At 43.0% G+C, this 23,936-nt stretch carries 23 protein-coding genes and 1 tRNA gene; 4 read left to right on the top strand and 20 right to left on the bottom strand.

Features of this window, described 5'->3' with window-relative positions:
- Nucleotides 1–252: 252 nt before the first annotated feature.
- Entirely contained in the window at nucleotides 253–1,242 is a 990-nt protein-coding gene (locus CJ305_RS03400) for a hypothetical protein (RefSeq protein WP_099644809.1), read from the bottom strand.
- 243 nt (nucleotides 1,243–1,485) lie between these two features.
- Here CJ305_RS03400 and CJ305_RS03395 point away from each other — a divergent pair, with 243 nt between their 5' ends.
- Nucleotides 1,486–2,334, top strand: coding sequence for a M57 family metalloprotease (locus CJ305_RS03395; RefSeq protein WP_099644808.1), 849 nt, complete (start codon nucleotides 1,486–1,488; stop codon nucleotides 2,332–2,334).
- A gap of 78 nt (nucleotides 2,335–2,412) precedes the next feature.
- On the opposite strand, the gene CJ305_RS03390 is transcribed toward CJ305_RS03395, so the two are convergent.
- From CJ305_RS03390 to mraZ, 16 genes are all read right to left on the bottom strand, one after another.
- A tRNA-Arg gene (locus CJ305_RS03390) sits at nucleotides 2,413–2,486 on the bottom strand.
- 159 nt (nucleotides 2,487–2,645) lie between these two features.
- Entirely contained in the window at nucleotides 2,646–3,095 is a 450-nt protein-coding gene (locus tag CJ305_RS03385; protein WP_099644807.1) for a GatB/YqeY domain-containing protein, read from the bottom strand.
- Between the two features lie 177 nt (nucleotides 3,096–3,272).
- Nucleotides 3,273–5,285, bottom strand: a complete 2,013-nt coding sequence (gene ftsZ, locus CJ305_RS03380) for a cell division protein FtsZ (protein ID WP_099644806.1) — start codon at nucleotides 5,283–5,285, stop codon at nucleotides 3,273–3,275.
- A gap of 88 nt (nucleotides 5,286–5,373) precedes the next feature.
- Complete coding sequence (gene ftsA, locus CJ305_RS03375; RefSeq protein WP_099644805.1) at nucleotides 5,374–6,720, bottom strand: cell division protein FtsA; 1,347 nt, start codon at nucleotides 6,718–6,720, stop codon at nucleotides 5,374–5,376.
- Between the two features lie 3 nt (nucleotides 6,721–6,723).
- On the bottom strand, nucleotides 6,724–7,440 hold the full coding sequence (locus CJ305_RS03370) for a cell division protein FtsQ/DivIB (RefSeq protein WP_099644804.1): 717 nt from the start codon (nucleotides 7,438–7,440) through the stop codon (nucleotides 6,724–6,726).
- On the bottom strand, nucleotides 7,437–8,786 hold the full coding sequence (gene murC, locus CJ305_RS03365) for a UDP-N-acetylmuramate--L-alanine ligase (RefSeq protein ID WP_099644803.1): 1,350 nt from the start codon (nucleotides 8,784–8,786) through the stop codon (nucleotides 7,437–7,439). Before murC ends, CJ305_RS03370 begins: the two co-directional genes overlap by 4 nt.
- Nucleotides 8,787–8,794: 8 nt before the next feature.
- Nucleotides 8,795–9,907: an undecaprenyldiphospho-muramoylpentapeptide beta-N-acetylglucosaminyltransferase gene (murG, locus tag CJ305_RS03360; protein ID WP_099644902.1), complete on the bottom strand. Its 1,113-nt coding sequence runs from the start codon at nucleotides 9,905–9,907 to the stop codon at nucleotides 8,795–8,797.
- Nucleotides 9,908–10,115: 208 nt separating this feature from the next.
- Nucleotides 10,116–11,318, bottom strand: coding sequence for an FtsW/RodA/SpoVE family cell cycle protein (locus CJ305_RS03355; protein WP_099644802.1), 1,203 nt, complete (start codon nucleotides 11,316–11,318; stop codon nucleotides 10,116–10,118).
- A 132-nt stretch (nucleotides 11,319–11,450) separates the two neighbouring features.
- Nucleotides 11,451–12,782, bottom strand: coding sequence for a UDP-N-acetylmuramoyl-L-alanine--D-glutamate ligase (murD, locus tag CJ305_RS03345; protein WP_099644801.1), 1,332 nt, complete (start codon nucleotides 12,780–12,782; stop codon nucleotides 11,451–11,453).
- A 39-nt stretch (nucleotides 12,783–12,821) separates the two neighbouring features.
- Nucleotides 12,822–13,202, bottom strand: a complete 381-nt coding sequence (locus CJ305_RS03340) for a four helix bundle protein (protein WP_099644800.1) — start codon at nucleotides 13,200–13,202, stop codon at nucleotides 12,822–12,824.
- 68 nt (nucleotides 13,203–13,270) lie between these two features.
- A complete protein-coding gene (gene mraY / locus CJ305_RS03335; RefSeq protein WP_099644799.1) occupies nucleotides 13,271–14,500 on the bottom strand; it encodes a phospho-N-acetylmuramoyl-pentapeptide-transferase in 1,230 nt (409 codons plus the stop codon).
- 26 nt (nucleotides 14,501–14,526) lie between these two features.
- Nucleotides 14,527–15,990: a UDP-N-acetylmuramoyl-L-alanyl-D-glutamate--2,6-diaminopimelate ligase gene (locus CJ305_RS03330; protein ID WP_099644798.1), complete on the bottom strand. Its 1,464-nt coding sequence runs from the start codon at nucleotides 15,988–15,990 to the stop codon at nucleotides 14,527–14,529.
- On the bottom strand, nucleotides 15,987–17,978 hold the full coding sequence (locus CJ305_RS03325) for a penicillin-binding protein (protein WP_099644797.1): 1,992 nt from the start codon (nucleotides 17,976–17,978) through the stop codon (nucleotides 15,987–15,989). The genes CJ305_RS03330 and CJ305_RS03325 overlap by 4 nt, the downstream gene beginning before the upstream one ends.
- Before the next feature lie 7 nt (nucleotides 17,979–17,985).
- Nucleotides 17,986–18,303 (bottom strand): FtsL-like putative cell division protein, encoded by a 318-nt coding sequence (locus CJ305_RS03320; RefSeq protein ID WP_099644796.1) that lies wholly within the window; start codon nucleotides 18,301–18,303, stop codon nucleotides 17,986–17,988.
- A gap of 6 nt (nucleotides 18,304–18,309) precedes the next feature.
- On the bottom strand, nucleotides 18,310–19,206 hold the full coding sequence (rsmH, locus tag CJ305_RS03315) for a 16S rRNA (cytosine(1402)-N(4))-methyltransferase RsmH (RefSeq protein ID WP_099644795.1): 897 nt from the start codon (nucleotides 19,204–19,206) through the stop codon (nucleotides 18,310–18,312).
- Nucleotides 19,193–19,666 carry a division/cell wall cluster transcriptional repressor MraZ gene (gene mraZ, locus CJ305_RS03310; RefSeq protein WP_099644794.1) on the bottom strand — a complete coding sequence of 158 codons (474 nt, stop codon included), beginning with the start codon at nucleotides 19,664–19,666 and terminating at the stop codon, nucleotides 19,193–19,195. The genes rsmH and mraZ overlap by 14 nt, the downstream gene beginning before the upstream one ends.
- A 250-nt stretch (nucleotides 19,667–19,916) precedes the next feature.
- Between mraZ and CJ305_RS03305 the strand changes: the two genes are divergently transcribed.
- Nucleotides 19,917–20,681, top strand: a complete 765-nt coding sequence (locus CJ305_RS03305) for an alpha/beta fold hydrolase (protein WP_099644793.1) — start codon at nucleotides 19,917–19,919, stop codon at nucleotides 20,679–20,681.
- Nucleotides 20,682–20,693: 12 nt separating this feature from the next.
- Nucleotides 20,694–21,302: a ribosome biogenesis GTP-binding protein YihA/YsxC gene (gene yihA, locus CJ305_RS03300; RefSeq protein ID WP_099644792.1), complete on the top strand. Its 609-nt coding sequence runs from the start codon at nucleotides 20,694–20,696 to the stop codon at nucleotides 21,300–21,302.
- Here the strand turns inward: yihA and CJ305_RS03295 are convergent.
- Genes CJ305_RS03295 through gldB form a run of 3 tightly spaced genes read right to left on the bottom strand, consistent with a single transcriptional unit; the run spans nucleotide 21,289 to nucleotide 22,956 of the window.
- Entirely contained in the window at nucleotides 21,289–21,651 is a 363-nt protein-coding gene (locus CJ305_RS03295) for a GTPase (RefSeq protein ID WP_099644791.1), read from the bottom strand. The genes yihA and CJ305_RS03295 overlap by 14 nt on opposite strands.
- 3 nt (nucleotides 21,652–21,654) lie before the next feature.
- Entirely contained in the window at nucleotides 21,655–21,978 is a 324-nt protein-coding gene (gene gldC, locus CJ305_RS03290; RefSeq protein WP_099644790.1) for a gliding motility protein GldC, read from the bottom strand.
- Nucleotides 21,979–21,981: 3 nt separating this feature from the next.
- On the bottom strand, nucleotides 21,982–22,956 hold the full coding sequence (gene gldB / locus CJ305_RS03285; RefSeq protein ID WP_223248787.1) for a gliding motility lipoprotein GldB: 975 nt from the start codon (nucleotides 22,954–22,956) through the stop codon (nucleotides 21,982–21,984).
- Nucleotides 22,957–23,049: 93 nt separating this feature from the next.
- Here gldB and nadE point away from each other — a divergent pair, with 93 nt between their 5' ends.
- Entirely contained in the window at nucleotides 23,050–23,841 is a 792-nt protein-coding gene (nadE, locus tag CJ305_RS03280; protein ID WP_099644901.1) for an NAD(+) synthase, read from the top strand.
- The last annotated feature ends 95 nt before the right edge of the window (nucleotides 23,842–23,936 follow it).

Genomic DNA, 23,936 nt, shown 5'->3' with positions numbered 1-23,936 from the left:
GCCGAAATCTGGTAGTATAAGTGTGTTGTAAAATAATTCAAGCGCAGCGCGCAGCGCCTAATTGAAACGCTATTAAACTGAACTATTTAAAATAAACTTATCAAACAAAAAATAATCGCAATTCTTAAAAGCAAAGCAAAACTTTGCTTCAAATGCGAACATTAATTACGCTTTATTTTCGAAAATATATAGATAAAAGAAGGGCTTATCCATTTGGACAAGCCCTTCTTTTATAACATAAACCAATTTGTATTATTCCGTTTGAAAAACATCAGATTGATTGCCAGTTCCCAGCTGATTAATTATACTAGAATGATCAAGTCCCAATTGGGTAACCGCAGCTCCATTGCCTAAACCGTTCTGTGTCTGAAGGGCGTAATTCTCTGCACCATTTTGAGCGACGGTTGCAAAATTATTTCCTACGCCTGTTTGTCTGGTGATTGCAGTATTATCATCTCCAAATTGCTCTTGCAGAGAAATATTAGAAGAAAAATATTGCTGAGTACGACCAAAGTTACCGTTACCAATTTGAACTTGTCTGGAGAAATTACCAATATTACCCTGATATGCAATAACTTCATTATCATCACCCAAGCTAGCCTGCAGCGCAAACTGTCCCGTACCTCTTTGAGTTATACTAGAACTATTATCATTACCATACTGCTCCTGCTGCGCTAAACTTCCCTGAGAAGACGCAAAGCCCGTTAAGGCCTCACCTTGCGTAATTGTTGCCACATTTGCTGCCCCTTCGACAATTTGAAAAGCTTGATTAGAATTACCCCATTGTAAGATATCCGTTTCATTTTCGCTACCAAAAACGTCTGCAAGGGCGTAGTTACCGTTACCTTCCTGAATAATACTGGAGTTATTTAACGACCCTCCCGCATTAGTTACCTGAGTAATAAAACCGGTATTCCCAGAACCGTCCTGATCGACAGATGCTATATTTTGTTGTCCTGTTTGATTTACGCTAGAGAAATTAAAACTCCCTAGCTGGTCAACACTTGTTAGATTGGCATTTCCTGTCTGATCCAGGAAGCTTTGGTTTATAAGACCATCCTGGGTAATATCAGCTTCGTTACCAAGAACATTCTGATTAGCGCTGGAAAAATTACTTTGCCCCGTTTGCGATACAACAATCTCGTTGTTATCGCCTGTTTGACTCACAAGACTTTCATTGCTCTGTGCTGAGGCAGCTGCTACAAAAAGCACACTACCTAATAAAATAATAGTTTTTTTCATCGATTGATAAGTTTAAGTTGATGTTGATTGAAAAAAGTAGGCCAACTCCTCATTAATTATGAAGCTGTAGATCTTTCTTCAGTGTCATCAAGCTAGGTCATAAAATTTACTTAATACAAATTTTTCGTTAAAACCCCGAGTTTACAGATAAACGGATTTATTTATAAAAAATTAAAAATCAAGGCTTTATATGATTTTTTTTTAATTAAATTAATACCTATAAACCAACTTAAAGCAATCTTTATGAAAAAACAATTTTTACTTTTTGTAACAGGAGTTTCATTAGTTATCTCCTGCCAGACTGATGAAGTAACTTCAGAGGTTGAAGAAATTCAAACTGAAAACCTAGAGATTACTGCTCAAACGATCTCAAAAATCAAATCCTTAAGCTTAAATAGCGATGATGTTGAAACAATAACTACAAGATTTCCTGACGGAAAAATCGAAACCAGTTACCTTGTAGAAGGTGACATCGCAATAAGTAAATCTCAGCTTGAGAGTATGAAGGTAGCTAAGACTAATACAAAGCAATACCGCACCTACAATCTTGTTGAGTCACCACGAGTAATTGAAGTAACAGGTTATGCCGGTAATGGAGACCCTTTAAATTTAACTCCAAAACAACTAGAGGCTCTTGAGGCAGCCATAGATAACTATAATGACTTAGGAATAGGTTTAACGTTTAATCTAACTATAACTTCAGACATACCCACTTTATTAAGTGGCGATACCTACGTATTTCAAAACCCAAATGGCCAGGCAGGTGGTGTTGCCGGCTTTCCAAGTGCTGGCAATCCTTTTGGTACTGTTCAAATCTTCTCTGGAATGGAAGCTTTTTCACTTCAGGTTAATACGCACGTAATAACCCATGAGCTTGGACACACAGTAGGTCTTCGCCATACAGATTGGTTTACGCGCCAGAGTTGTGGCCGACCTAGCTTTGGAGAATTGGCAAACCCTAGCGGAGCGGTTCACATACCAGGAACTCCTTATGGCTTTGATCCTACATCAATCATGCTGTCGTGCTTTTCAACAAGAGTTACAGGAGAATTTGGACCCAATGACATTGTTGCATTAAATTATCTCTATTAAAGCAATTCTAGGATTTAAAACACAAATCTTATTCTTAAAAAAGAAAAACGCTGTCATTTAAATGACAGCGTTTTTTTGTGACCCCGGAGGGATTCAAACCCCCAACCCTCAGAGCCGAAATCTGATGCGCTATTCAGTTGCGCCACGGAGCCCTTTGAAAGTTTAGTCGCACTTTCAGGCGTTAATTTTATAAATCACTGTAAAACTCTCAGTGAAATCTAATGTTCGCTATTCTCTCGACGCTTCGGGAGCGCCACGTAGCCTTTTTCCAGTTTAATCAGGACTGAAAACCTGTTATTTACAATCTTGACTTAAGACAACTTTTTCTTTACTATAGTAGAGATGGTTTTGCCATCTGCACGGCCGGCCAGTTCTTTAGAAGCCATCCCCATCACTTTACCCATATCCTGCATACCAGAAGCGCCTGTTTTCTCAATTATTGAAGCTACTACCTTTTCAATTTCTTCCTCACTCATCTGCTCGGGTAAAAACTGCTCAATTACTGCTGCCTGAGCCAACTCTTCCTGAGCCATCTCTTCACGCCCCTGTTCCTGATAAATCGCTGCACTATCTTTACGTTGCTTAACCAGTTTCTGAAGCATTTTCACCTCTTCCTCCTCAGTTAGCTCCCCGGAAGCACCACTCTCTGTTTGAGCAGTTAAAATAGCCGACTTGATTGCGCGAAGGGATGCTAAAGCATTTTGATCTTTAGCCTTCATCGCTGCTTTCATAGCCGCCATAACTTCGTTTTGCAAACTCATATCGGGTATAATTTTCGGATTGCGAATATACTTACTTTTTGATGGTTTCCCCATATTTTGTTCAAAAAATAAGTATGAACCACCTTATAGCAAGTCATAAGTTAATGTATCTAAGAGCAGCGCCAATAAAAAAGCCGGTAACTCACGCTACCGGCCCTTTCACATCGGTTTTACTAACTAATCGACATTATCGTGTAAGAACGAGTTGTTTTTACGCAACTGGATCTCATCATTTTCATCTGTACTTAATGAAGTTCTGGACATAGACCCTTTTGCCGAAGGGTTTTCATCAAGATTTACTCCCATACGCTTGTAAGCCGGCTGCTTTTCAATCTCATCAATGCGCGACTGGTTGTTGTGGAATTTATAATTAAACTCCTTCATCATACGTCTGCGCTCTGCCGCACGCTCGGTAAGCAACTGCGAAATGGGTGTGTTTGTAGGATCTTCATCACCTTCTTCTACGTGCTCTTCAGGTTTAGCTTTAGCCTGCACCTGCTTTACCTGAGGCTCTTCCTCTACTTTTTTAACTTCCTGTTTCTTTGTTTGTACGGGTTTTGCACTATTCAAATGCTCCTCCATTTCCATATAATCATCCAGACTGTAACGCTTCTCGCCGTTCTCATTAACTTCGGTCACCGAAACAATCTCGATAGGACTGTTCACTTCGATTTCGCTGATATCGTCGTCTAATGTATAGACAATTTCCTGAGGTTCTTCCTCTTTCTTAATTTCAGGCTTAAGAGGTTTCTCTTCATTTAACGGAAGATCAAAAGAGAGCGTAAACTGTTCTTCTTCTTTAGGCTTAATAACTGGTTCCCGTTTTGGCTCCTCAACGCTTACAATCTTAAACTCAAGCTCCTCATCATTCGATTCGGCTACAGGTTCAGATGCGGAGCTGTAATCAATAACTTCTTCATAAACCACCTGAATATTCCGAATTAAATCGGTCGTAGGAATCAGATCCATTTCATTTTTAGGCGCTTCTTCCCTGGGCTTGTTAACCATTAGATCCATAGGATCATCGGTATCATCAAGCGTGTGTACGATAGGTTTTTTTTCTGGCTTTGGCTCTTCTTTTTGGGCTGGCGCCGAAAAGTCTAAGGTACGGCCGGTGCTTTTAGGCGAAAGATCGTGCTGTGCACGCTGCTCGTCTTCAAGCGTATGAATAATTTTTTTGGTTTCGGTGTTAACGATCTCGTTTTGTTGTTCAACATTAAACCCCGTTGCGATAATGGTAACCGAAATTGCGTCACCCAGGCTTTCTTCTTCACCCACACCCATAATGATGTTTGCGCTGTGACCGGCCTCATCCTGAATATGATCGTTGATTTCTCCTATTTCATCAATAGTAATCTCTTCGGTACCCGAAACGATGAGCAACAATACGTTTTTAGCACCGGTGATTTTATTGTCATTTAATAACGGAGAGTCAAGCGCTTTTCTAATGGCGTCCTGAGCACGACTACCACCACTGGCACTGGCACTACCCATTATGGCAGTTCCACTGTTACTTAATACGGTTTTTGCATCACGAAGGTCAATGTTCTGCGTATAGTGATGCGTAATCACCTCTGCAATACCTCTTGAGGCCGTTGCAAGCACCTCATCAGCTTTGCTGAAACCGGCCTTAAAGCCCAAATTACCGTAAACCTCGCGCAGCTTGTTGTTGTTGATCACGATAAGTGAATCTACGTGAGAACGTAAACGCTCTACCCCAAGCTGAGCCTGCTCGTTACGCATCTTACCTTCAAACTGAAACGGAATAGTGACAATACCCACGGTAAGCACATCCATCTCTTTAGCCATTTTTGCAATTACCGGAGCCGCACCCGTACCGGTACCACCACCCATACCGGCTGTGATAAATACCATTTTGGTGTTAGTTCCCAGCATTTGCTTTACTTCTTCAAGGCTTTCAATAGCTGCCTGCTCTCCTACTTCGGGATTGGCACCGGCGCCAAGACCTTCGGTAAGGCTCACACCCAGCTGAATGCGAATAGGCACCGGACTGTTTTCTAGTGCCTGCGCGTCTGTGTTACAGACCACAAAGTCCACACCCTTAATACCCTGGCTAAACATGTGGTTGATAGCATTGCTACCGCCTCCGCCTACGCCAATTACCTTGATCACGTTGCTTTGATTTTTGGGCAAATCAAACGAAATGTTTTCAAAATCTGTGTTGCTCATAATATATTCGTTTTACCGGTTTCTGTTGTTTTCTTTTTCATCGCTAAAGCAAACGGGTATGCAAGCTTTAGTTGGTTGTTGTCAATTTTTATTCTGCGTTATCTAAAAAATCTTTGAACTTCTCAGCCCAGGTGTCAAAAATGCTTTTACGCACCTTTTTCTCTTTAGGCTGTTGAAGTTGGGGTTCTTCGATCTCATCGTCAATTTCAGAATCCTGAATTACAGGTTCTTCTTCAACTACAGCAGTATCCTGCTGCTCTACTACTTCATTTCTACGGTGCTCCAGACTGTTCATAACCAGACCTACAGCCGTCGCGTAAAGCGGACTCGTAGTTTCTGCATCACTATCGCCGGCCAGGTGCTCGTTAGGATAACCTATACGCGTATCCATACCCGTGATATATTCTACCAGCTGCTTCAGGTGCTTGAGTTGCGAGCCACCACCTGTAAGCACAATACCCGCAATAAGTTTTTTCTTTTGCTCCTCGTGACCGTAATTTTTTATTTCGAGATACACCTGCTCAATAATCTCAACCACGCGCGCATGAATGATTTTTGAAAGATTTTTAAGGGTAATCTCCTTAGGCTCCCTTCCGCGTAAACCGGGGATGGAAACAATCTCATTATCCTTATTCTCTCCAGGCCAGGCAGAGCCAAATTTGATCTTTAACAATTCAGCCTGCTTTTCAATAATGCTGCAACCTTCTTTAATATCTTCGGTGATTACGTTACCACCAAAAGGAATAACCGCCGTATGTCTGATGATTCCATCTTTAAAAATGGCAAGATCTGTTGTACCACCACCTATGTCAATCAACGCAACACCGGCTTCTTTTTCTTCCTGACTCAACACCGCATTAGCCGAAGCCAAAGGCTCCAAAGTAATTTTATCGAGATTAAGACCGGCACTTTTTACACAACGCCCAATGTTACGGATGCTGCTTACCTGACCTACCACAACGTGAAAATTAGCCTCCAGTCTGCCGCCGTACATCCCGATAGGCTGGGTGATCTCGGCCTGACCGTCTACTTTATATTCTTGCGGAAGCACGTGTATAATCTCCTCTCCCGGAAGCATCACGAGTTTATGTACCTGATTGCACAGGGTGTCAATATCTTTAGGTCCTATCACTTCATCTGCATCAGGACGCGTAATGTAATCGCTATGCTGCAGGCTGCGTATGTGCTGCCCCGCTATACCTACCACAACATCTTCAATCTTCATCCCCGAAACGCTTTCTGCTTCCTGCACCGCCTGTTGAATAGACTGTATGGTCTGGGTAATGTTGTTTACCACACCCCGATGTACGCCAAGGCTCTTCGATTTACCTATGCCCAGAATCTCGAGTTTGTGGTATTCATTATAACGGCCAATCATCGCTACAATTTTAGTTGTACCGATATCCAGTCCTACTGCTATGTCTTTCTGCTCCATAACTTATTTTTTTGTCCCTATGACCTGTCCTTTATAGCGTAAATCAACGGTTTTATACACCGCAAGACTGCTATCTTTAATAGCTTTTTGGTAAAAAGCCTTATAATTTGCAAACTTAGATTGCAAGCCGCTAACCTTTCCCAAATTGATCTTATAGTCTAACACCCGAGGTGTTAAAATATAGTCCCCGCCCTTAGTCCGTTCTATCCCGATTATCTGTTTTTGCAACAGTTCATCCTCCTGTAAATAGCTCAATAGCGGATATACTTCATCAATCTGCTCACGCGTCAAACCCGTAATGAGCGGTACGCGGGCAGAATAATTAGAAGACAAAGGCATCGCTGCCCCGGTTTCATCAATGTAATACGATTCCTGAGCCTGCACACGCGCAAGGGGCTTTCGTTGTTTAACAGTTGCTCCCACAACACCATCTAGGGTGAGGTAAACATCTGCATCAGAAATCATTGCGTGCGCGTCGAGTTTTTGCTCCAAGTTTCTCAAATCTAGAATTTCTTTAGCCTGTCCCTCAAGGGCTTTCTGATTTTGTATCAACAATTTATCAACCGTTTCCTCCGTAATAAACAGGTTTGCCCCGGCCTCAAAATATACTTCCACCCGCTTCACCTTTCGCGAAGCATTTCGCTTGTGCGAAAAAGCCACCAGAAACAAGGTCACCAACACCAAAACCACCATCCTTATGTAAAACCAATTGATCTTCATAGACTTAAAGTTTTAGTGAGTTTTAAAATCTCTTCCCCTATATCACCTGCGCCCATCATCACTTTTACCGATGCCTCGGAAGCTTCCAGTTTTTCGCGGAGTTCCTGTTTTTGAACCAATTCCTTACGCGGAGTAGTGATCAAATTCAATAAACTCCGGGAATTCACGCCTTCAATAGGTTCTTCCCGTGCCGGATAAATATCAAGCAACAGGAGTTCATCAAACTGCGACAAACTGGCTGCAAAATCTTCCATAAAATCACGGGTACGGCTGTACAGATGCGGCTGAAAAACCGCAAGCACCCGTTTACCCGGATACATTTCGCGTACCGCGCTGTGCACGGCATCTATTTCGGTAGGATGGTGCGCATAGTCGTCTATGAGCACTTCGGCATCTGTGTTAATTCTATAGGTAAATCTGCGGTTAACCCCTTTAAAGGCGAATAGTGCTTTGGCGAGCTTCTCGGCAGGGCAGCCGTATCGTAAAGCCATCGCCAAAGCGGTTATCGCGTTAGACAAATTATGTCTACCAGGCAGGTTAAGCACTAAATCTTCAATCAGGCCATCGGGATGTTTTAAATCAAACCGATACGCCCCGTTTTCTATTCTAATATTTAAAGCGGTATAGGCCGAATCATCTTCGACCCCAACCGTTATTCCGTCTAATGGGAGTCCGTTTTTGACAAACAACACCCCGTCTTCTTTCACCTGCGCTGCAAAATCACGAAAACTTTGCTGCAAGCTTTCAGCATCCCCGTAAATATCCAGGTGATCTGCATCCATTGAGGTAATGGCTGCAATATTGGGATACAATTGCATAAACGAGCGATCAAACTCATCAGCCTCAACCACCACGATATCTTCACCCTGTTGAATGAGGTTACTCTGGTAGTTTTCGGCAATGCCGCCTAAAAATGCAGTAACCGGTAAATCACAAGCCGCCATGAGATGACCCAGCATAGCACTGGTTGTGGTTTTACCATGAGTACCGGCGACAGCCAGACAAAACTTTTCGCGGGTTAAAAAGCCTAGTACCGCTGCACGTTTCTGAATATCAAATCCTTGTTGTACAAAGTACTGATAGCCTTTATGCGCTTTAGGAACCGCAGGCGTATACACCACCAGCGTAGTTTCTTTGTTTTTAAATGCCGAAGGAATGGTTTCTGCTGAATCTTCAAACGAAATGGCAATACCCAGATCTTCCAAAGCATCTGTAATGCCCGAAGGAGTCTTATCATACCCAGCAACAGCTTTACCGGCCGCCTTAAAATAGCGTGCCAGCGCACTCATCCCAATCCCGCCGATGCCGATGAAATAAACGTGTGATATGTTATCGAGGTTCTTCAATTCGTTCTTTATTCTTTATCTTGTTTGCTCAGTTTCAGCAGGCTTTCTACTTCCCGTACAATACGTTGTGTCGCCTGTGGTAAAGCCAACTTTTTAATATTTGCGCCCAATTCATTTTGGCGAATTTCGTCACCAATCAATTTTTTAAACTCCGGTTCAAAATGCGTTTCGAGTTCGCTTTCCTTCAACATTATCGCCGCATTCTTAGCTACTACCGCTTCGGCATTTTTAGTCTGATGATCTTCGGCCACATTGGGTGACGGGATAAAAATCACCGGCTTACCTACCAGCGCCAATTCAGAAACCGAACCTGCACCGGCTCGACTAATAATCACATCTGCCGCGGCATAAGCCAGATTCATCGTATCTATAAACGCCAGCACCTGTACGTTTTCTGTATTGTTATGAGCTTTATATTCCTCATAATACAACTGTCCGCATTGCCAGATTACCTGTAAACCCTGATCGAGAATAAACTGCAATTCACGATCAATTAATCTGTTGATAGCTCTCGCACCCAGACTTCCACCCAGAATAAGCAAGGTTTTTTTATTGGGATCCAGATTGAATTTTGTAAGTCCTGCCTCGCGGTTTTCTTCGGTTTTTAGCAAATCGAGACGCACGGGATTACCGGTCTTTACTATTTTTTCTTCCGGAAAAAATTGCTGCATCCCATCATAGGCCACGCAGATTTTCTGCACTTTTTTAGCCAAAAGTTTATTTGTAATCCCTGCAAAACTATTCTGCTCCTGAATCAGGGCCGGCACGTGATAGCGGGTCGCCATTTCCAGTAAAGGTCCACTGGCAAAACCGCCGGTACCTATCACCACATCGGGCTTAAATTTTTTAATGATGCGTGCCGATTTAAACAGGCTGCTGATTAGCTTAAACGGAAACATCAGATTTGACCAGGTAAGCTTCCGCTGAATTCCCGCAATCCAAAGTCCTTCAATTTTATAACCCGCCTGAGGCACTTTTTGCATCTCCATACGATCCTGCGAACCCACAAAAAGAAATTCCGCCTGCGGATACTTTGCTTTTAAAGCATCTGCAATCGCAATCGCCGGGTAAATATGCCCCCCGGTTCCGCCGCCAGATAATATGAATTTATAAGTCTTCAATTCGTTATTTTCGGTTTTCTTAAGCTGTGAAAAAAAGTTGAATCGTGAATTTTTTGAATCGCTGAATCGTTTTATTTCTTTCACTTTTCACCACTTACCTTTTACTTTTCACTTCTGTGTTCTTGGTTCTTTAAAAAACGTATTTCGTATTTCGTATTTCGTATTTCGTATTTCGTATTTCGTATTTCGTATTTCGTATTTCGTATTTCTAAATCGCTTCACTCAAAATATCAAGCGGATTCATTTCTTCTTCTTCCTTAATTTTTGCCTCTTCGCGTTTTGCACTTACGCTTAAAACCACACCAATCGCTAAACAGGTCATCCAAATCGAGGTACCTCCACTACTCACGAGCGGGAGCGTTTGCCCGGTCACCGGAAATAATTCTACCGCCACTGCCATATTGATCAGCGCCTGAAACACTATAGGCAACCCAACCCCGATGGCTGTTAACTTTCCAAAAACCGTGGTTGCCTTATTCGCCACAACCAGAATACGGAACAATAGCAGCAAGTACATCAGCAGGAGCGTAAGACCCCCAATCAAACCAAATTCTTCCACCACAATGGCGTAAATAAAATCTGATGAAGACTGAGGCAAAAAGTTTTTCTGCACGCTCTTACCGGGCCCAACACCTGTGATTCCCCCGGTCGCAATCGCAATTTTTGCTCTTTCAATCTGGTAATCGCCTTCACCATCTTCTTCTCCGGTAAAATTCTCAATCCGGCTCATCCAGGTATCTACCCGGTTAGGAAAAACCCCGGGGAATGCTTTCGCAGTAAGAATAAAAAGTGTGAGGGTTAGCAAGCCCGCCGCAACAATGATTCCTAGATATTTAAAAGGATAACCACCCATAAAAACCAGCGTAAGCACCATCGCAAAAATGATCGCCGCGGTTGAAAAGTTTGCCGGTAAAATGAGCCCTACTACCAAAGCCACAGGTACCCAAAGCGGCAAAATACTTTCTTTAAATGTGATGGTTTTGTCCTTTATGCGAGACAGATAGCGCGCTATGTAGATCATCAGCACCACCGAAGCCAAAGTCGAAGTCTGAAATGTAATTCCAACAAAAGGTATTTTAATCCAGCGACTGGCGTTCGCTCCGTCAATGGTAGTTCCCTGAACTAAGGTAATGAGCAACAAAAGCAATACGATAGGAATTCCGATAATAGACAGGCCCTTAAAGTAATGCGCCGGTACCTTATGAACCCCGTAAATAATAGCAAAGCCCAACACCAAATGCATAAAATGCTTTACTAAAAACGGAAACGTATCGCCATTGCCGTAGAGGTAAGCCAGGTTACTGCTCGCACTAAACACAGGCAAAAAGGAAAACAACGCCAAAAATGCGGTTATCGCCCAGATCGCCCGGTCTCCTTTTAAGGTTGAAAATATGTTTTTAGTACTGCTCAATTTTCGGTTTTCGGTTTTCGGTTTTCGGTTTTCGGTTTTCGGTTTTCGGTTTTCGGTTTCTTAAGCTGTGAAAAAAAGTTGAATTGTTTTATTCCTTTTACTTCTCACCTTTTACTTTCTACTTTTCGTATTTTACAAATTCCTCACAGCTTCTTTAAACTGACGCCCGCGGTCTTCGTAGTTTTCAAAAAGGTCGAAACTTGCACATGCAGGTGATAACAATACAGCATCTCCCTTTTCGCTTAGCTTATAGGCAACTTTTACTGCTTCAGACATGAACTGGGTTTCCACAATAGTTTCAACCATATTTCCAAATGCCTGCAACAGCTTACTGTTATCCTTCCCAAGGCAAATGATCGCCTTCACTTTTTCATTAACTAACGGAAACAAATCTTTGTAATCGTTGCCTTTATCAACACCTCCTACAATCCATACCGTAGGGGCACTCATACTATCTAAAGCATAAAAAGTAGCATTGACGTTAGTGGCTTTAGAATCGTTGATATACGATACATGATTGATTTTAAGCACGTGCTCCAGACGGTGTTCTGCACCCTGAAATCCTTCTAAAGACTCCCGGATGGTCGCTTTGCGAATGCTTAAAAGTTTTGCCGCAGTAGCTGCTGCCATTGCGTTTTTGGTGTTGTGCTGGCCTTTAATCGCCATTGATTTTGTTGACATCGTCATGCTTGTATCGTCAGTTATAATTGTTATTTCGTCCTGAGCATAAAATGCTCCCTGTTTTACTGTTGTTGAAATTGAAAAAGGCATCAACCTGGCCTTTACCGGATGTTGCTCCAGCCAATCTGTGATTACCGGGTCATCTGCATCGTAGATGAGGTAATCGTTCTCCGTTTGATTTTCTGCTATGCGGAATTTTGAGCGGATGTAATTTTCAAACTTATATTCATATCTGTCCAAATGATCTGGAGTGATGTTGGTCAAAATCGCGATATGCGGCGCAAAACCTACAATCCCATCCAGCTGAAAACTACTGATCTCCAACGCGTAATAATCCTGATCATCAAGGGCCACCCATCGTGCAAAGCTGTCTCCAATGTTGCCCGCCGCCACACTTTTAAATTTGGCCTGTTTTAAAATCTGAGCCATCATCAGCGTAGTGGTAGTTTTACCATTACTTCCGGTAATGCCTATTAATGTGGCATTGGTATATCTGGAAGCAAACTCAATCTCTGATATCACTGGTATTCCTGCTGCAACCAACTTCTGAATTAGCGGTGCTTTATCAGGAATTCCCGGACTCTTCATCACCAGGTCTGCATTGAGGATTTTGGCTTCGGTATGACCGCCATCTTCCCATTCAATCTCATAATTTTTAAGAACGTCCCGGTATTTGGTTTTGATCGTTCCGAAATCGGAAACAAAAACCGCATACCCCTGCTTTTTACCTAAAATTGCGGTTCCTACTCCGCTTTCTCCACCTCCCAGTATTACTAGTCTCATAAGAAATACGAAATTTGAAATACGAAATACAAAATAGATTTACTTGGTGCCTGGCCCATTTTTGGTCTCTTTTATTTTAGATCTTACCTTCCTAATACTCGCCACGAAAATTGCAGTAAGTTCAGACGCTTCTTTTTGTAAAATTTTAATTCTGTGTATTTCTTTCTCCCCTATTCGCTCCAATAGCTCCAGCCAAAATTGACTTTCGTCAACTTCCTCTTCAACAATCTTCAGCTTGTTTAAAAAATCTCTATCTGATTTTGCCCTTAAAGCAGCTCTATAATTTGCACCAACCGAGGCTGAACATCTTATGAGTTGCCTGCAGTATGCATCGTATCTTCTGTTAACGGGAAGTTTTGAACACAACTCACCACACGCAATTGCAAATTCTATAGTTCTATTTTTTAACTCTCGACTCAATCAGTTTTCCTTTATTTTCTTAATCTATTTACTTCGTATTTTGTATTTTGTACTTGATATTTCTAACCCTATCTGACTTTTAAAGTGACAATGGTGATGATCGCCAGTAAAATGCCGATAATCCAGAACCGGGTCACAATTTTACTTTCGTGAATTCCCTTTTTCTGGTAATGATGATGTAGCGGTGACATCAAAAAGATGCGCCGTCCTTCACCGGTTTTGCTTTTGGTGTATTTAAACCAACTTACCTGCAGCATCACAGATAGCGTTTCCATAAAAAAGATTCCACATAAAATGGGAATGAGTAATTCCTTCCGGATGGCAATCGCGATTACCGCGATGATTCCACCAATAGTCAAACTACCCGTGTCACCCATAAAAACCTGTGCGGGAAAGGTATTGTACCAGAGGAACCCAATAAGTGCTCCCACAAAAGCAGTGATGAAAATTACCATCTCACCAGATCGGGGTATGTACATCACATCCAGGTAATCACTAAAAATGATGTTACCCGACACCCAGGCAAATATGCCAAGTGTTAATACGATTATTGCCGAAGATCCCGCCGCAAGACCGTCTATCCCATCCGTTAGATTAGCTCCATTTGATACCGCGGTTACGATAAAAATCACAATAGGTATAAACAGCAACCAGGCATATTTCACATAATCGTCACCCATCCAGCTTACCAAAATGCTATAGTCGATCTCGTTATCTTTCACAAAGGGAATGGTGGTCGTAAGCGCCTTTTCTTCCTGTGCTGTCTCGCGTTCCTGTGTCTCAACAGCTTCGGTAAGCGTATCTGATCCCGGGTTTTCTTCTTTAACGGTTATCCCGGGGTGGAAAAACATCGTTGCCCCCACAATGATCCCCAGTCCTACCTGACCGAAAATCTTAAACTTCCCCTGTAAACCTTCTTTGTTTTTCTTTCTGATTTTCAGGAAATCGTCCATAAAACCTATGGCTCCCATCCACAGCGTCGTGATGATAAGCAGGATAACATATATATTTTCAAGCCTTGCAAGAAGGAACACCGGCACCAAAGTCGCTAGGATGATAATCACTCCACCCATTGTAGGTGTACCAGCTTTCTCTACCTGACCTTCAAGCCCCAGATCACGAATCGACTCACCCAATTGTTTCTTCTGTAAATACAAAATGATACGCTTACCCCAAATGGTCGAAATCGCCAGAGACATAATGATCGCGACAGCTGCCCTAAAGGTGATAAAGCCAAAAAGACTCGCTCCCGGGAAGTTGTATGCGCGCTCTAAATATTCAAATAGGTAATACAGCATCTGGTTGTTTGGTTAGGGTGTGGTTTTTATTTGTTGAGTTGGGTTAATAATTCGTTTACGATTTTAAAATCATCAAAGTCTGTACGCACTCCGTTAATCTCCTGATAGGTCTCGTGCCCTTTTCCGGCAATCAGGATGATGTCGTTTTCTTCGGCCATCTGGCAGGCGGTTTTGATCGCCTGTTTCCGTGAGGTGATCGATAGGGTTTTCTTATAATCAACCGGCTCTACTCCTTTTTCGATCTCTTCAATAATGGCTTCGGGATTTTCGGTGCGCGGATTATCGCTTGTGAAAATCACCTGAGTGCTTAAAGCTGCTGCAATCCTGCCCATTTTAGGGCGCTTGGTACGATCCCGATCTCCGCCACAGCCAACCACCGTAATGAGCTTTTCATTTTTGGTACGGATATCATTGATCGTCTCCAGCACATTTTTAAGTGCATCGGGTGTATGGGCATAATCAACTATAGCCGTGATTTTTTTGGGCGAAATCAAATACTGAAAGCGACCGCTTACGCTGGTAAGCTCAGACAAATACTGAAGCGCCTCTAGCTGGGTTAAGCCAAGTAATTCCGCAGCAGCATAAATCGCCAAAACATTATACGCGTTAAACGAGCCTATCAATTTTACCCAAACTTCCTGATCATTGATTTTAAGCAACAGGCCGCTTAGCTGATTTTCCAAAATCTGTGCACGATAATCTGCATACGATTTCAGCGCGTAGGTAACTTTCTTTGCTTTGGTGTTTTGCAACATTACCTGCCCGTTGCGATCATCTATGTTTGAGAGTGCAAAGGCAGACTTTGGCAGGTTGTCAAAAAAGGACTTTTTCACATCGCGATACTCGGCGAAGCTCGCGTGATAATCCAGGTGATCGTGGGTGAGGTTTGTGAAAATTCCACCGGCGAATTGTAAACCTTCAGATCGCTTTTGGTGAATACCGTGAGAGCTTACTTCCATAAAGCAATACTCCACACCGGCTTCGTTCATCTCAGCCAGATACTTATTTATCGTAAGGGAGTCTGGCGTGGTATGCGTTGCAGGATATTCGTGTTCGGCTACCAAAACTTTCACGGTTGAAAGCAAACCGGTTTTAAAACCGGCTTTGGTAAACAATTGATAAAGCAGCGTTGCAATTGTAGTTTTACCGTTAGTCCCCGTAATGCCTACAAGCTTTAAATTAGCCGAAGGATTCCCGTAGTAGTTAGAAGCCATAATAGCCAATGCCTGAGCCGTATCTGAAGTTTGCACATAGGTCACCCCATTTACAAAATCCTCCGGAAGTTCCTCGCAAATAACCGCAATCGCACCCTGATCAACTGCCTTTTTGATAAAAGCATGACCATCACTTTGAGTTCCGCGAAGCGCCACAAATACATCATTGAGACCCACTTTACGGGAGTCAAAATGAATTGCATTTACCGGCACCCCGGGATTACCGGTTACCGACTCTAAGGTTACTTTAAATAATATGTCTTTTAATACGATCACGACAGTTCGAGAACTACTTTTTGATTCTTAGCTATTTTCTTTCCGGCTTGCAGGGACTGGTTTTTAACCTTCCCAATTCCGTTAAATTCTACTTTAAGACCCAGGTTTTCTAAAAGCGCCACAGCATCCATCGCCGGCATACCCTTTACGTTAGGCATAGTCACATCTGCTTTTTGGGCTTTTGTATAATAGGTTTCAAAATCCTGATCTACCTTAGGCAGGTTTGCCGAAGCCAGTTGTACCTCATCTACCAAAGGAGTATCGCTGTAAATCTTTTGAGCGATCTTTCGGAAAACCGGAGCGGCAACCACATTACCGTAGTAGCCTAATTTTTTATTGGGTTTGTGAATCACCACGATGCACGAATACTCCGGGTTTTCTGCCGGAAAATAGCCCGCGAACGAACTGATGTACTTCCCTTCTTCTAACCAGTATTCGGTTTGGCAGGTTCCGGTTTTACCGGCCATCGAAAATTCTTTGGAATAAATATTTTGTGCTGTCCCCCGCTCTACCACGTGCAGCATCATATCCTTAACTTTATCAATCGTGGTTTGTGAGCAAATCGCAGGATTGATGACTTCCTTTTCAAATTTCTCTACGGAAACATCCCACTTTTTGATCTCTTTGATGAATCTGGGCTTCACCATCTCCCCATCGTTGGCAATAGCATTGTAAAACGTCAATGTTTGCAAGGGTGTAAGCGAGACACCATATCCAAAGGCCATCCACGGAAGGGTCGTACCGTACCAGTTCTTATCGCCGGGATACGGGAAACGCGGAGTACCTTCTCCCTTAATTTCAAGACCCAGTTTATCGTTAAGCCCCATATTGTACAGTCGCTTTAAAAAGCGCTTGGGATCATCCTTGTAATTTTCGTTGATCATTTTGGCGAAAGCCGTATTGGAAGAAAGTTCAAAAGCGCGTGCAGCTGAGATCTTGCCATAGCCTCCCCAGTGCGAGTCATACACGGTGCGATTGTAAAACCGAACCCTTCCGTTTTCGGTATCTACCACGGTACTACTATCAATCACGCGATCTTCAAGCGCAGCCACCATAGCCATCAGCTTAAAGGTTGAGCCCGGCTCAGCCGATTCGTAAACCGCATAGTTTCGGTCCTCGTAGTAGTTTCCATCTTCGGTACGACCCAGATTGGAAATGGCTTTTACTTCTCCGGTTTTGGTTTCCATTACCACCACACAGCCGTGATCAGCCTCAAATTTTTCCAGCGAAGCTAAAAGCGCATGATGCGCGATATCCTGAATATTGACATCAATGGTTGAAATCACGTCATAGCCATCCTGTGGCTCAACGATATTGTCGTCGCCCAGCGGCTTCCACTGACCTTTAGCAATGCGTTGTTTTAGCCTGCGACCTTCCTTTCCGCGTAAATAGGGGCCGTAAGCCCCTTCAAGACCGGCTTCGCTGTAACGGCCGTATTCGGTTAAACGATCGTAGCCAATAGTACGTTCTGCGATTTTCTCAAGCGGATGCTCACGCACGGTACGTTGCTCGGTTATGATGCCACCTTTATAGGGACCTTTGTTAAAAAGCGGAAGTTTTTTAATCGCCAGATATTTAGAATACCCCAGGTTGCGGGCCAATAATAAATAGCGGTTTTTGTTTTGGCGGGCGCGACGCAATTCGCTTACATAATGCGAAGCAGGTTTACCCAGGTGTTCTGAAAGTCCCTGCGCAAGCGCCTGAACGTTTTCTTCAAAGTCCTCTTCCTTTGGAGCCAGCGCATCAAAGCGAATGGTATACTTGGGCACCGATGTAGCCAGCAAACTCCCATCGCCGGCATACAGATTGCCGCGGTTTGCAGGTATGGTAAACATACGCTCAGTCCGCGCCTCGGCAAGAGCCTTGTATTTATCCCCTTCAGCCAGCTGAATATTGCAAAGTTTAAACGCAACAAGCAGGGCGAAGAGAAACATACCTCCTGCCACTAAATACATCCGGTTCAATATGTTCTTTTCACTAGTCGCCATGCTGAACTTACGGGGTTTCTACTACTTTTATCTTTTTGGGCGGCGTTAAAGAAGGCGCCAGACCCAGCTTTTCTACTTTTCTGGTGACGACACTTTCCATTTTAAGCCGGCGTGCCTCAAGCCGCGTATCTACAAACTCGCTGTGCAATTCCTTAACCTCAGCATTAAGCTGGGCGATGTAATGCACTTTCTTATCTGCCCGGTGCGAACTGCCAATCATAATGATCGCCAGAAATGACAGAAACAGAATCACGCGCCAGTTCTTCATAGCGTCATCGCTAAAAAGAAACTTACCTTTAAGTATGTTATAAATACCTTCTTTCAACTGCTGCTAGATCTTTTCTGCCACTCGCAGCTTGGCACTGCGCGCACGGTTATTCTTTTTTATTTCTTCTCGTGACGGAACAATGAGTCCGCCTACCTTTTTAAACGGGACACTAAAATTCCCAAACATGTCTTTCTCAGGCTCTCCCTCAAATAAGCCGTTGCGCATATAGCGCTTTACCAGCCGGTCTTCGAGCGAGTGATACGAGATGAGACTGAGCCTGCCTCCCGGCTTGAGCAAATCTTCCGTTTGCTGCAAAAACTCTTTCAAAACCTCTAGCTCTTCATTAACCTCGATGCGAATCGCCTGATAAATCTGAGCCAGTATTTTATGTTCACGCCCACGCGGCAAAAAGCTCTGTAGCGCTTCTTTTAAATCCTCGGTGGTATCAATGCTTTTCTCTTTACGCACGGAAACCAGGGTTCTTGCCAGCTTAGGCGCGTTACGCAATTCACCATACTGCAACAGTACCCGGCTCAACTCTCCCTCTTCATATTCATTCACCACCTGATGCGCAGAAAGTCTCGCTTTCTGATTCATCCGCATATCGAGCTTCGCATCAAAACGGGTTGAAAATCCGCGTTCTGCCACATCAAACTGATGTGACGAAACCCCGAAATCCCCCAAAATACCATCAACCTGAGCTGCGCCATAAAACCTTAAAAAACGTTTCGCAAAGCGAAAGTTTTCCGGGATTAGGGTAAACCGCTCGTCGTCAATCGCGTTTGCCAAAGCATCCTGATCCTGATCAAAAGCAAACAATTTTGCGGAAGCATCCAGGCGTTTTAAAATCTCTCTGGAATGCCCGCCACCACCAAAAGTGACATCTACATAGATCCCACCGGGTTTAATCGCCAAACCGTCAACACTTTCGTGCAGTAATACGGGATCATGATAGTCCATCTGGTATGCTGTTTTGATCGCCCATTACCTCTTCTGCCAGAGAAGCAAAATCACCATCTTCATTACTTACTGCAGCCTCGTAGGCTACTAAATCCCATATTTCAATGATGTTTCCTCCTGAGGTCAACACGATATCCTTATTAATTGATGCAAAGGCGATCAGATCTTTCGGAATGAGCAACCTTCCGGATGCATCTGCCTCAACCACCTTCACTCCTGCAGTAAAACGACGTATGAACTCCACGTTTTTCTTTACAAAACGATTGAGACCATTCAGTTTTTGCATCATTACCTGCCATTCAGACATAGGCCACAACTCCAGGCACGAATTAAAAACCGATCGCTTTACCACAAACCCCTCCTGCAACTCTTTTGCAAGCTGTTTTTTCAACGCAGCCGGCATCATGAGCCTTCCTTTAGCGTCAACTTTACACTCATATGTCCCTATCAGGCTGAGCACGAATACAGTAGGTTTTAGGTATTATAACTTCAAATATATAGAATTTATTACCACATTTTCCCACTTTCTACCACTTTGTTGATAAATCACTCCACTTGTTTATTTTTTTAATCTAAATTGAAGCCCTAGACGCTTGTCTTCAAACCAGTTGTTAGCCAAACCAGACCGGCTTGCCAAATGCCTTTGCAATTTTCGATTTTGTTTTTGGGCTAAATGTCTATATTTGTCTCAAAGCGTCTTGCCACCAATTATGAAGCACCAATTAAAAAAAGAGGGGAAATTCACCTACATTGAAGCCGGCGAAGGTACCCCAATCGTAGTTCTTCACGGGCTTATGGGTGGTTTGAGTAATTTTGACGCGGTAACCGAATATTTCTCGGAAAACGGATACAAAGTCGTTATCCCCGAACTGCCGCTTTACACCATGCCCCTCATTAAGACCGGGGTAAAAACTTTTGCCAAGTACCTTAACGATTTTATCAAGCTTAAAAAGTTTGATAAAGTGATCTTGCTCGGGAACTCTCTGGGTGGTCACATCGGCTTATATCACACCAAGCTCTATCCTGATGTGATGCAAGCTCTAGTCATTACCGGAAGTTCCGGACTTTATGAGAGCGCTATGGGTGAAAGCTACCCGAAGCGTGGAGATTATGAGTACATCAAAAAGAAGGCTGAAGATGTGTTTTACGATCCTGCGGTTGCGACCAAAGAAATTGTAGATGAAGTTTACGAAACGGTAAATGACCGCAATAAACTCATCAAAACCCTCGCTATCGCCAAAAGTGCGATACGCCACAATATGGCTCAGGATTTACCGCATATGAAAACGCCTACCTGCATCATCTGGGGGCGCAACGATAATGTAACTCCACCCGAAGTAGCAGAAGATTTTAATAAGCTGTTACCTGATTCAGACCTTTACTGGATTGATAAATGTGGCCACGCCGCCATGATGGAACGCCCTGAAGAATTCAACGGTATTTTAGCCGAGTGGCTAAAGAAACGAAACTTCTAAAACCAAGCTGTTATGTCTATTAAAACTGCTGAATTTCTGGTAAGTAATTCTAATGTGGCTAAATGCCCTAAAAATAACCTGCCTGAATATGCATTTATTGGACGGTCAAACGTAGGAAAGTCTAGTTTGATCAATATGCTTACCGATCGTAAAAACCTGGCCAAGACTTCCGGAAGGCCGGGAAAGACCCAGCTTATCAACCATTTTATTATCAATCAATCCTGGTATCTCGTTGATTTACCCGGATATGGCTATGCCCGGGTTTCTAAAAAAGTAAAAAAGGAGTTTCAGAAATTTATTACCCAGTATTTTGAAGAGCGGGAACAGCTGGTTTCGGCCTTTGTGCTTATAGATTGCAGGCACGAACCGCAGCCTATTGATAAAGAATTTATGGAATATCTTGGTGAGAAGCAGATTCCGTTTTCGATTATTTTCACCAAAGCCGACAAGCTAAAGCCCAAAGCTCTGGAGCGCAATATTGAGAACTACAAACAGGAGCTACTGGCCGGTGCCTGGGCCGAAATGCCAAATTATTTCGTAAGCAGCGCCACAAGCACCACCGGGAAAGACGAGATCATCAATTATATTGAGCAGATTAATGAACAGCTTAAAGAGTCGTAGATTTAGCTTTTATCAATTCGATTAGAGCCGCATCGTCTTTAAGTGTTTGAATTTCGCTTTGCGAAATAAACAGAGTGAGCCTATCACGCTTCTGCTCCAGAATTACCGGCAGCTTAAACGCGAGAGCTTCGTTTCCAAACTCGTTCTGAAATTCATCTTTGTGATAGACGCTAATTTCTAAATCGCTTTGATTTAAAAATTGCTTCCAGCGTTTACGTATGGTAAGATTGCCGTGTGTCAACTTGCATAAATCGCAGGCATAAGTAGCCGGACTTACGATCTTATGCAAATTATCTAAAGCGGCTTGCAACCCACCCGAACGGGCGTTATAGACTAACAGGAGTTTCACTCCTTATTTTTTAAGCTCCAGTTTTTCGGCGAAATAATCACAAAAATCCATCATCGTAGCCGCCATCTTATCATCATCTGTGGCACGCTTAAAAGTTTGCGCCATACTCACCAGGGTTTGATGAAAAAACACCTTCATCTCATCTACCGGCATATCTTTGGTCCACAAATCAATGCGCGCAGCTTCCTGCTTTTTATGATCCCACAGGGCGAGCATCAGGGCTTTTGCCGCTTCATTTTTTACGCCTCCGTCAGGAGCATCCCAATGTATTTTTTCGGGAACACGGTTGGAGTCTAATTCTACGCTGAGTTTTATTTCGGTTTTCATAGTTTATCTGCGGGGTTTGTAATTTGCTTCTTTAAAAATCTCGTCTGCAGATTTAGCGGGTAACATCTGCAAAGGTATGTTATTGCGCTCCATATAAGCCTTGACGATCTGCCAGCCGATATAGCGACCCAGTCTTGGCGGACTGTCGTTATCAAATTCCAGATAGAATTTTGAAAACGGGGCCGGGTTGATAAACCGACTTAACAACTTACTATCGGTATCAAATAAGAGTTTGTTTTCTACAAAATAGGTCCAGATATCGGTCTCATTAGCCATCGCCCACTCATATTGTTCAGGCGTATAATCTATGATTTCATTTTTATCTTTCAGCGTTAACAGCTGCTCCATCATAAACAGGCGTTTACCATGGTAAATCATTTCATCCAGAAATCGGCGATTGCCTTCTCGTTTTACCCATTTGTTCACAAAAGCATCAGCTACATCTACATCAATCTGCTCCTTTCGGAAGTTTTGAGCATAATAACGCTGAATCCCGGTATAAAAATGATGTTTGGGGCCTAAATAATTATCCAGCCCAATAATCAGTAAGCTATCGGTTAAAATAACCGGTCTACGAAACGAGACATCTGAGGTCACAGTAACCACTTCGGGCAGAGACGTTTTTGGATAATAGTATTTTATGTGCTTAAATAAATCATCAAGTGCAGCAGTCTCCTTTTCAAAATCAGGAAAAGCCTTCTCCACTTCAGAATTGAGCTCCAGCTGAATGGTATCCTGTAACTTTTCCTGCCAAAAAGCTTGCGGGTAATCTCCCGGAAAGAGATACGGAAACTCTTCAATCAAAGCGGGTAGCGAAGCTGAATCAACCTGAGCGAACTGTTTGTCAAACCGTTTTACAGTTAATGAAACAGGGATTTCTGAAATTTCATCGGGTATTTTCACCTCATTTTTACAACTTGTGAAAAATACCGCCAGGAGCATTAAAAAAATGCTAAATACGCCGCGTCCTGAGGGCATCTGCCTGTTTAACCATTTTAAATTTAGTAAATTCACACTCATAAAAAATTGCGCCGCAAAGGTACTATTTACAAACCACAAATCCTGTTACTTATGCAAACCGAAAAAGTCATCGATCACATAGTAGATTGGTTAAAAACCTATGCCACAAACGCAAACATCTCCGGGTTTGTTGTAGGCATCAGCGGGGGTATTGACAGTGCAACCACGTCAAGTCTTTGCGCAAAAACCGGTCTGCGCGTTTTATGTGTCGAAATGCCCATACATCAGCCACCCAGCCACGTCACCCGTGCTCAGGAGCATATTGCCCAATTAAAGCAACGTTTTGCCAATGTTTCAGATGTGCGGGTAAATCTCACAGACACCTTTGAGACGCTTAAATCTGCGCTTCCTTTGGCCTCTGAGAGCGATGATTTGTTTCTTTCGCTGGCAAATACCCGTGCCCGACTGCGCATGAGTACGCTGTATTATTTCGCAGGTTTACATAAATACCTCGTTGCCGGAACCGGTAATAAGGTAGAAGATTTTGGTGTTGGTTTTTATACCAAATACGGTGACGGCGGGGTCGATCTCAGCCCGATTGCAGATTTGATGAAAAGCGAAGTTTACAATATTGCTGCAGCCTTAGGCGTACCCGAAAGTATACAACAAGCTAAACCTACAGACGGACTTTGGGGAGATGACCGAAGCGATGAAGATCAAATAGGCGCCAGTTATGATGACCTGGAATGGGCTATGCTACAGGATGAAAAAGGAAAGACTGCAACCGACTTTGAAGGTCATAAACGACAGGTTTTTGAGATTTACAAACGTTTCAATACAGCCAACAAACACAAAATGGAACCTATTCCTGTTTGTATTATTCCTGAAAATTTGAAGGAATAATGACTTTTAACCTGTAAATTTATTCTTACAGCGAAAAGCATTTGCATTTTAAAATGTAGGCTTTACATTTGAAGGAAAATCTAGGAAAGTCCCTG

The organism is Leeuwenhoekiella nanhaiensis, assembly GCF_002744755.1.
GTDB classification, from domain to species: domain Bacteria; phylum Bacteroidota; class Bacteroidia; order Flavobacteriales; family Flavobacteriaceae; genus Leeuwenhoekiella; species Leeuwenhoekiella nanhaiensis.
This window is presented reverse-complemented; position numbering and strand designations above follow the sequence as displayed.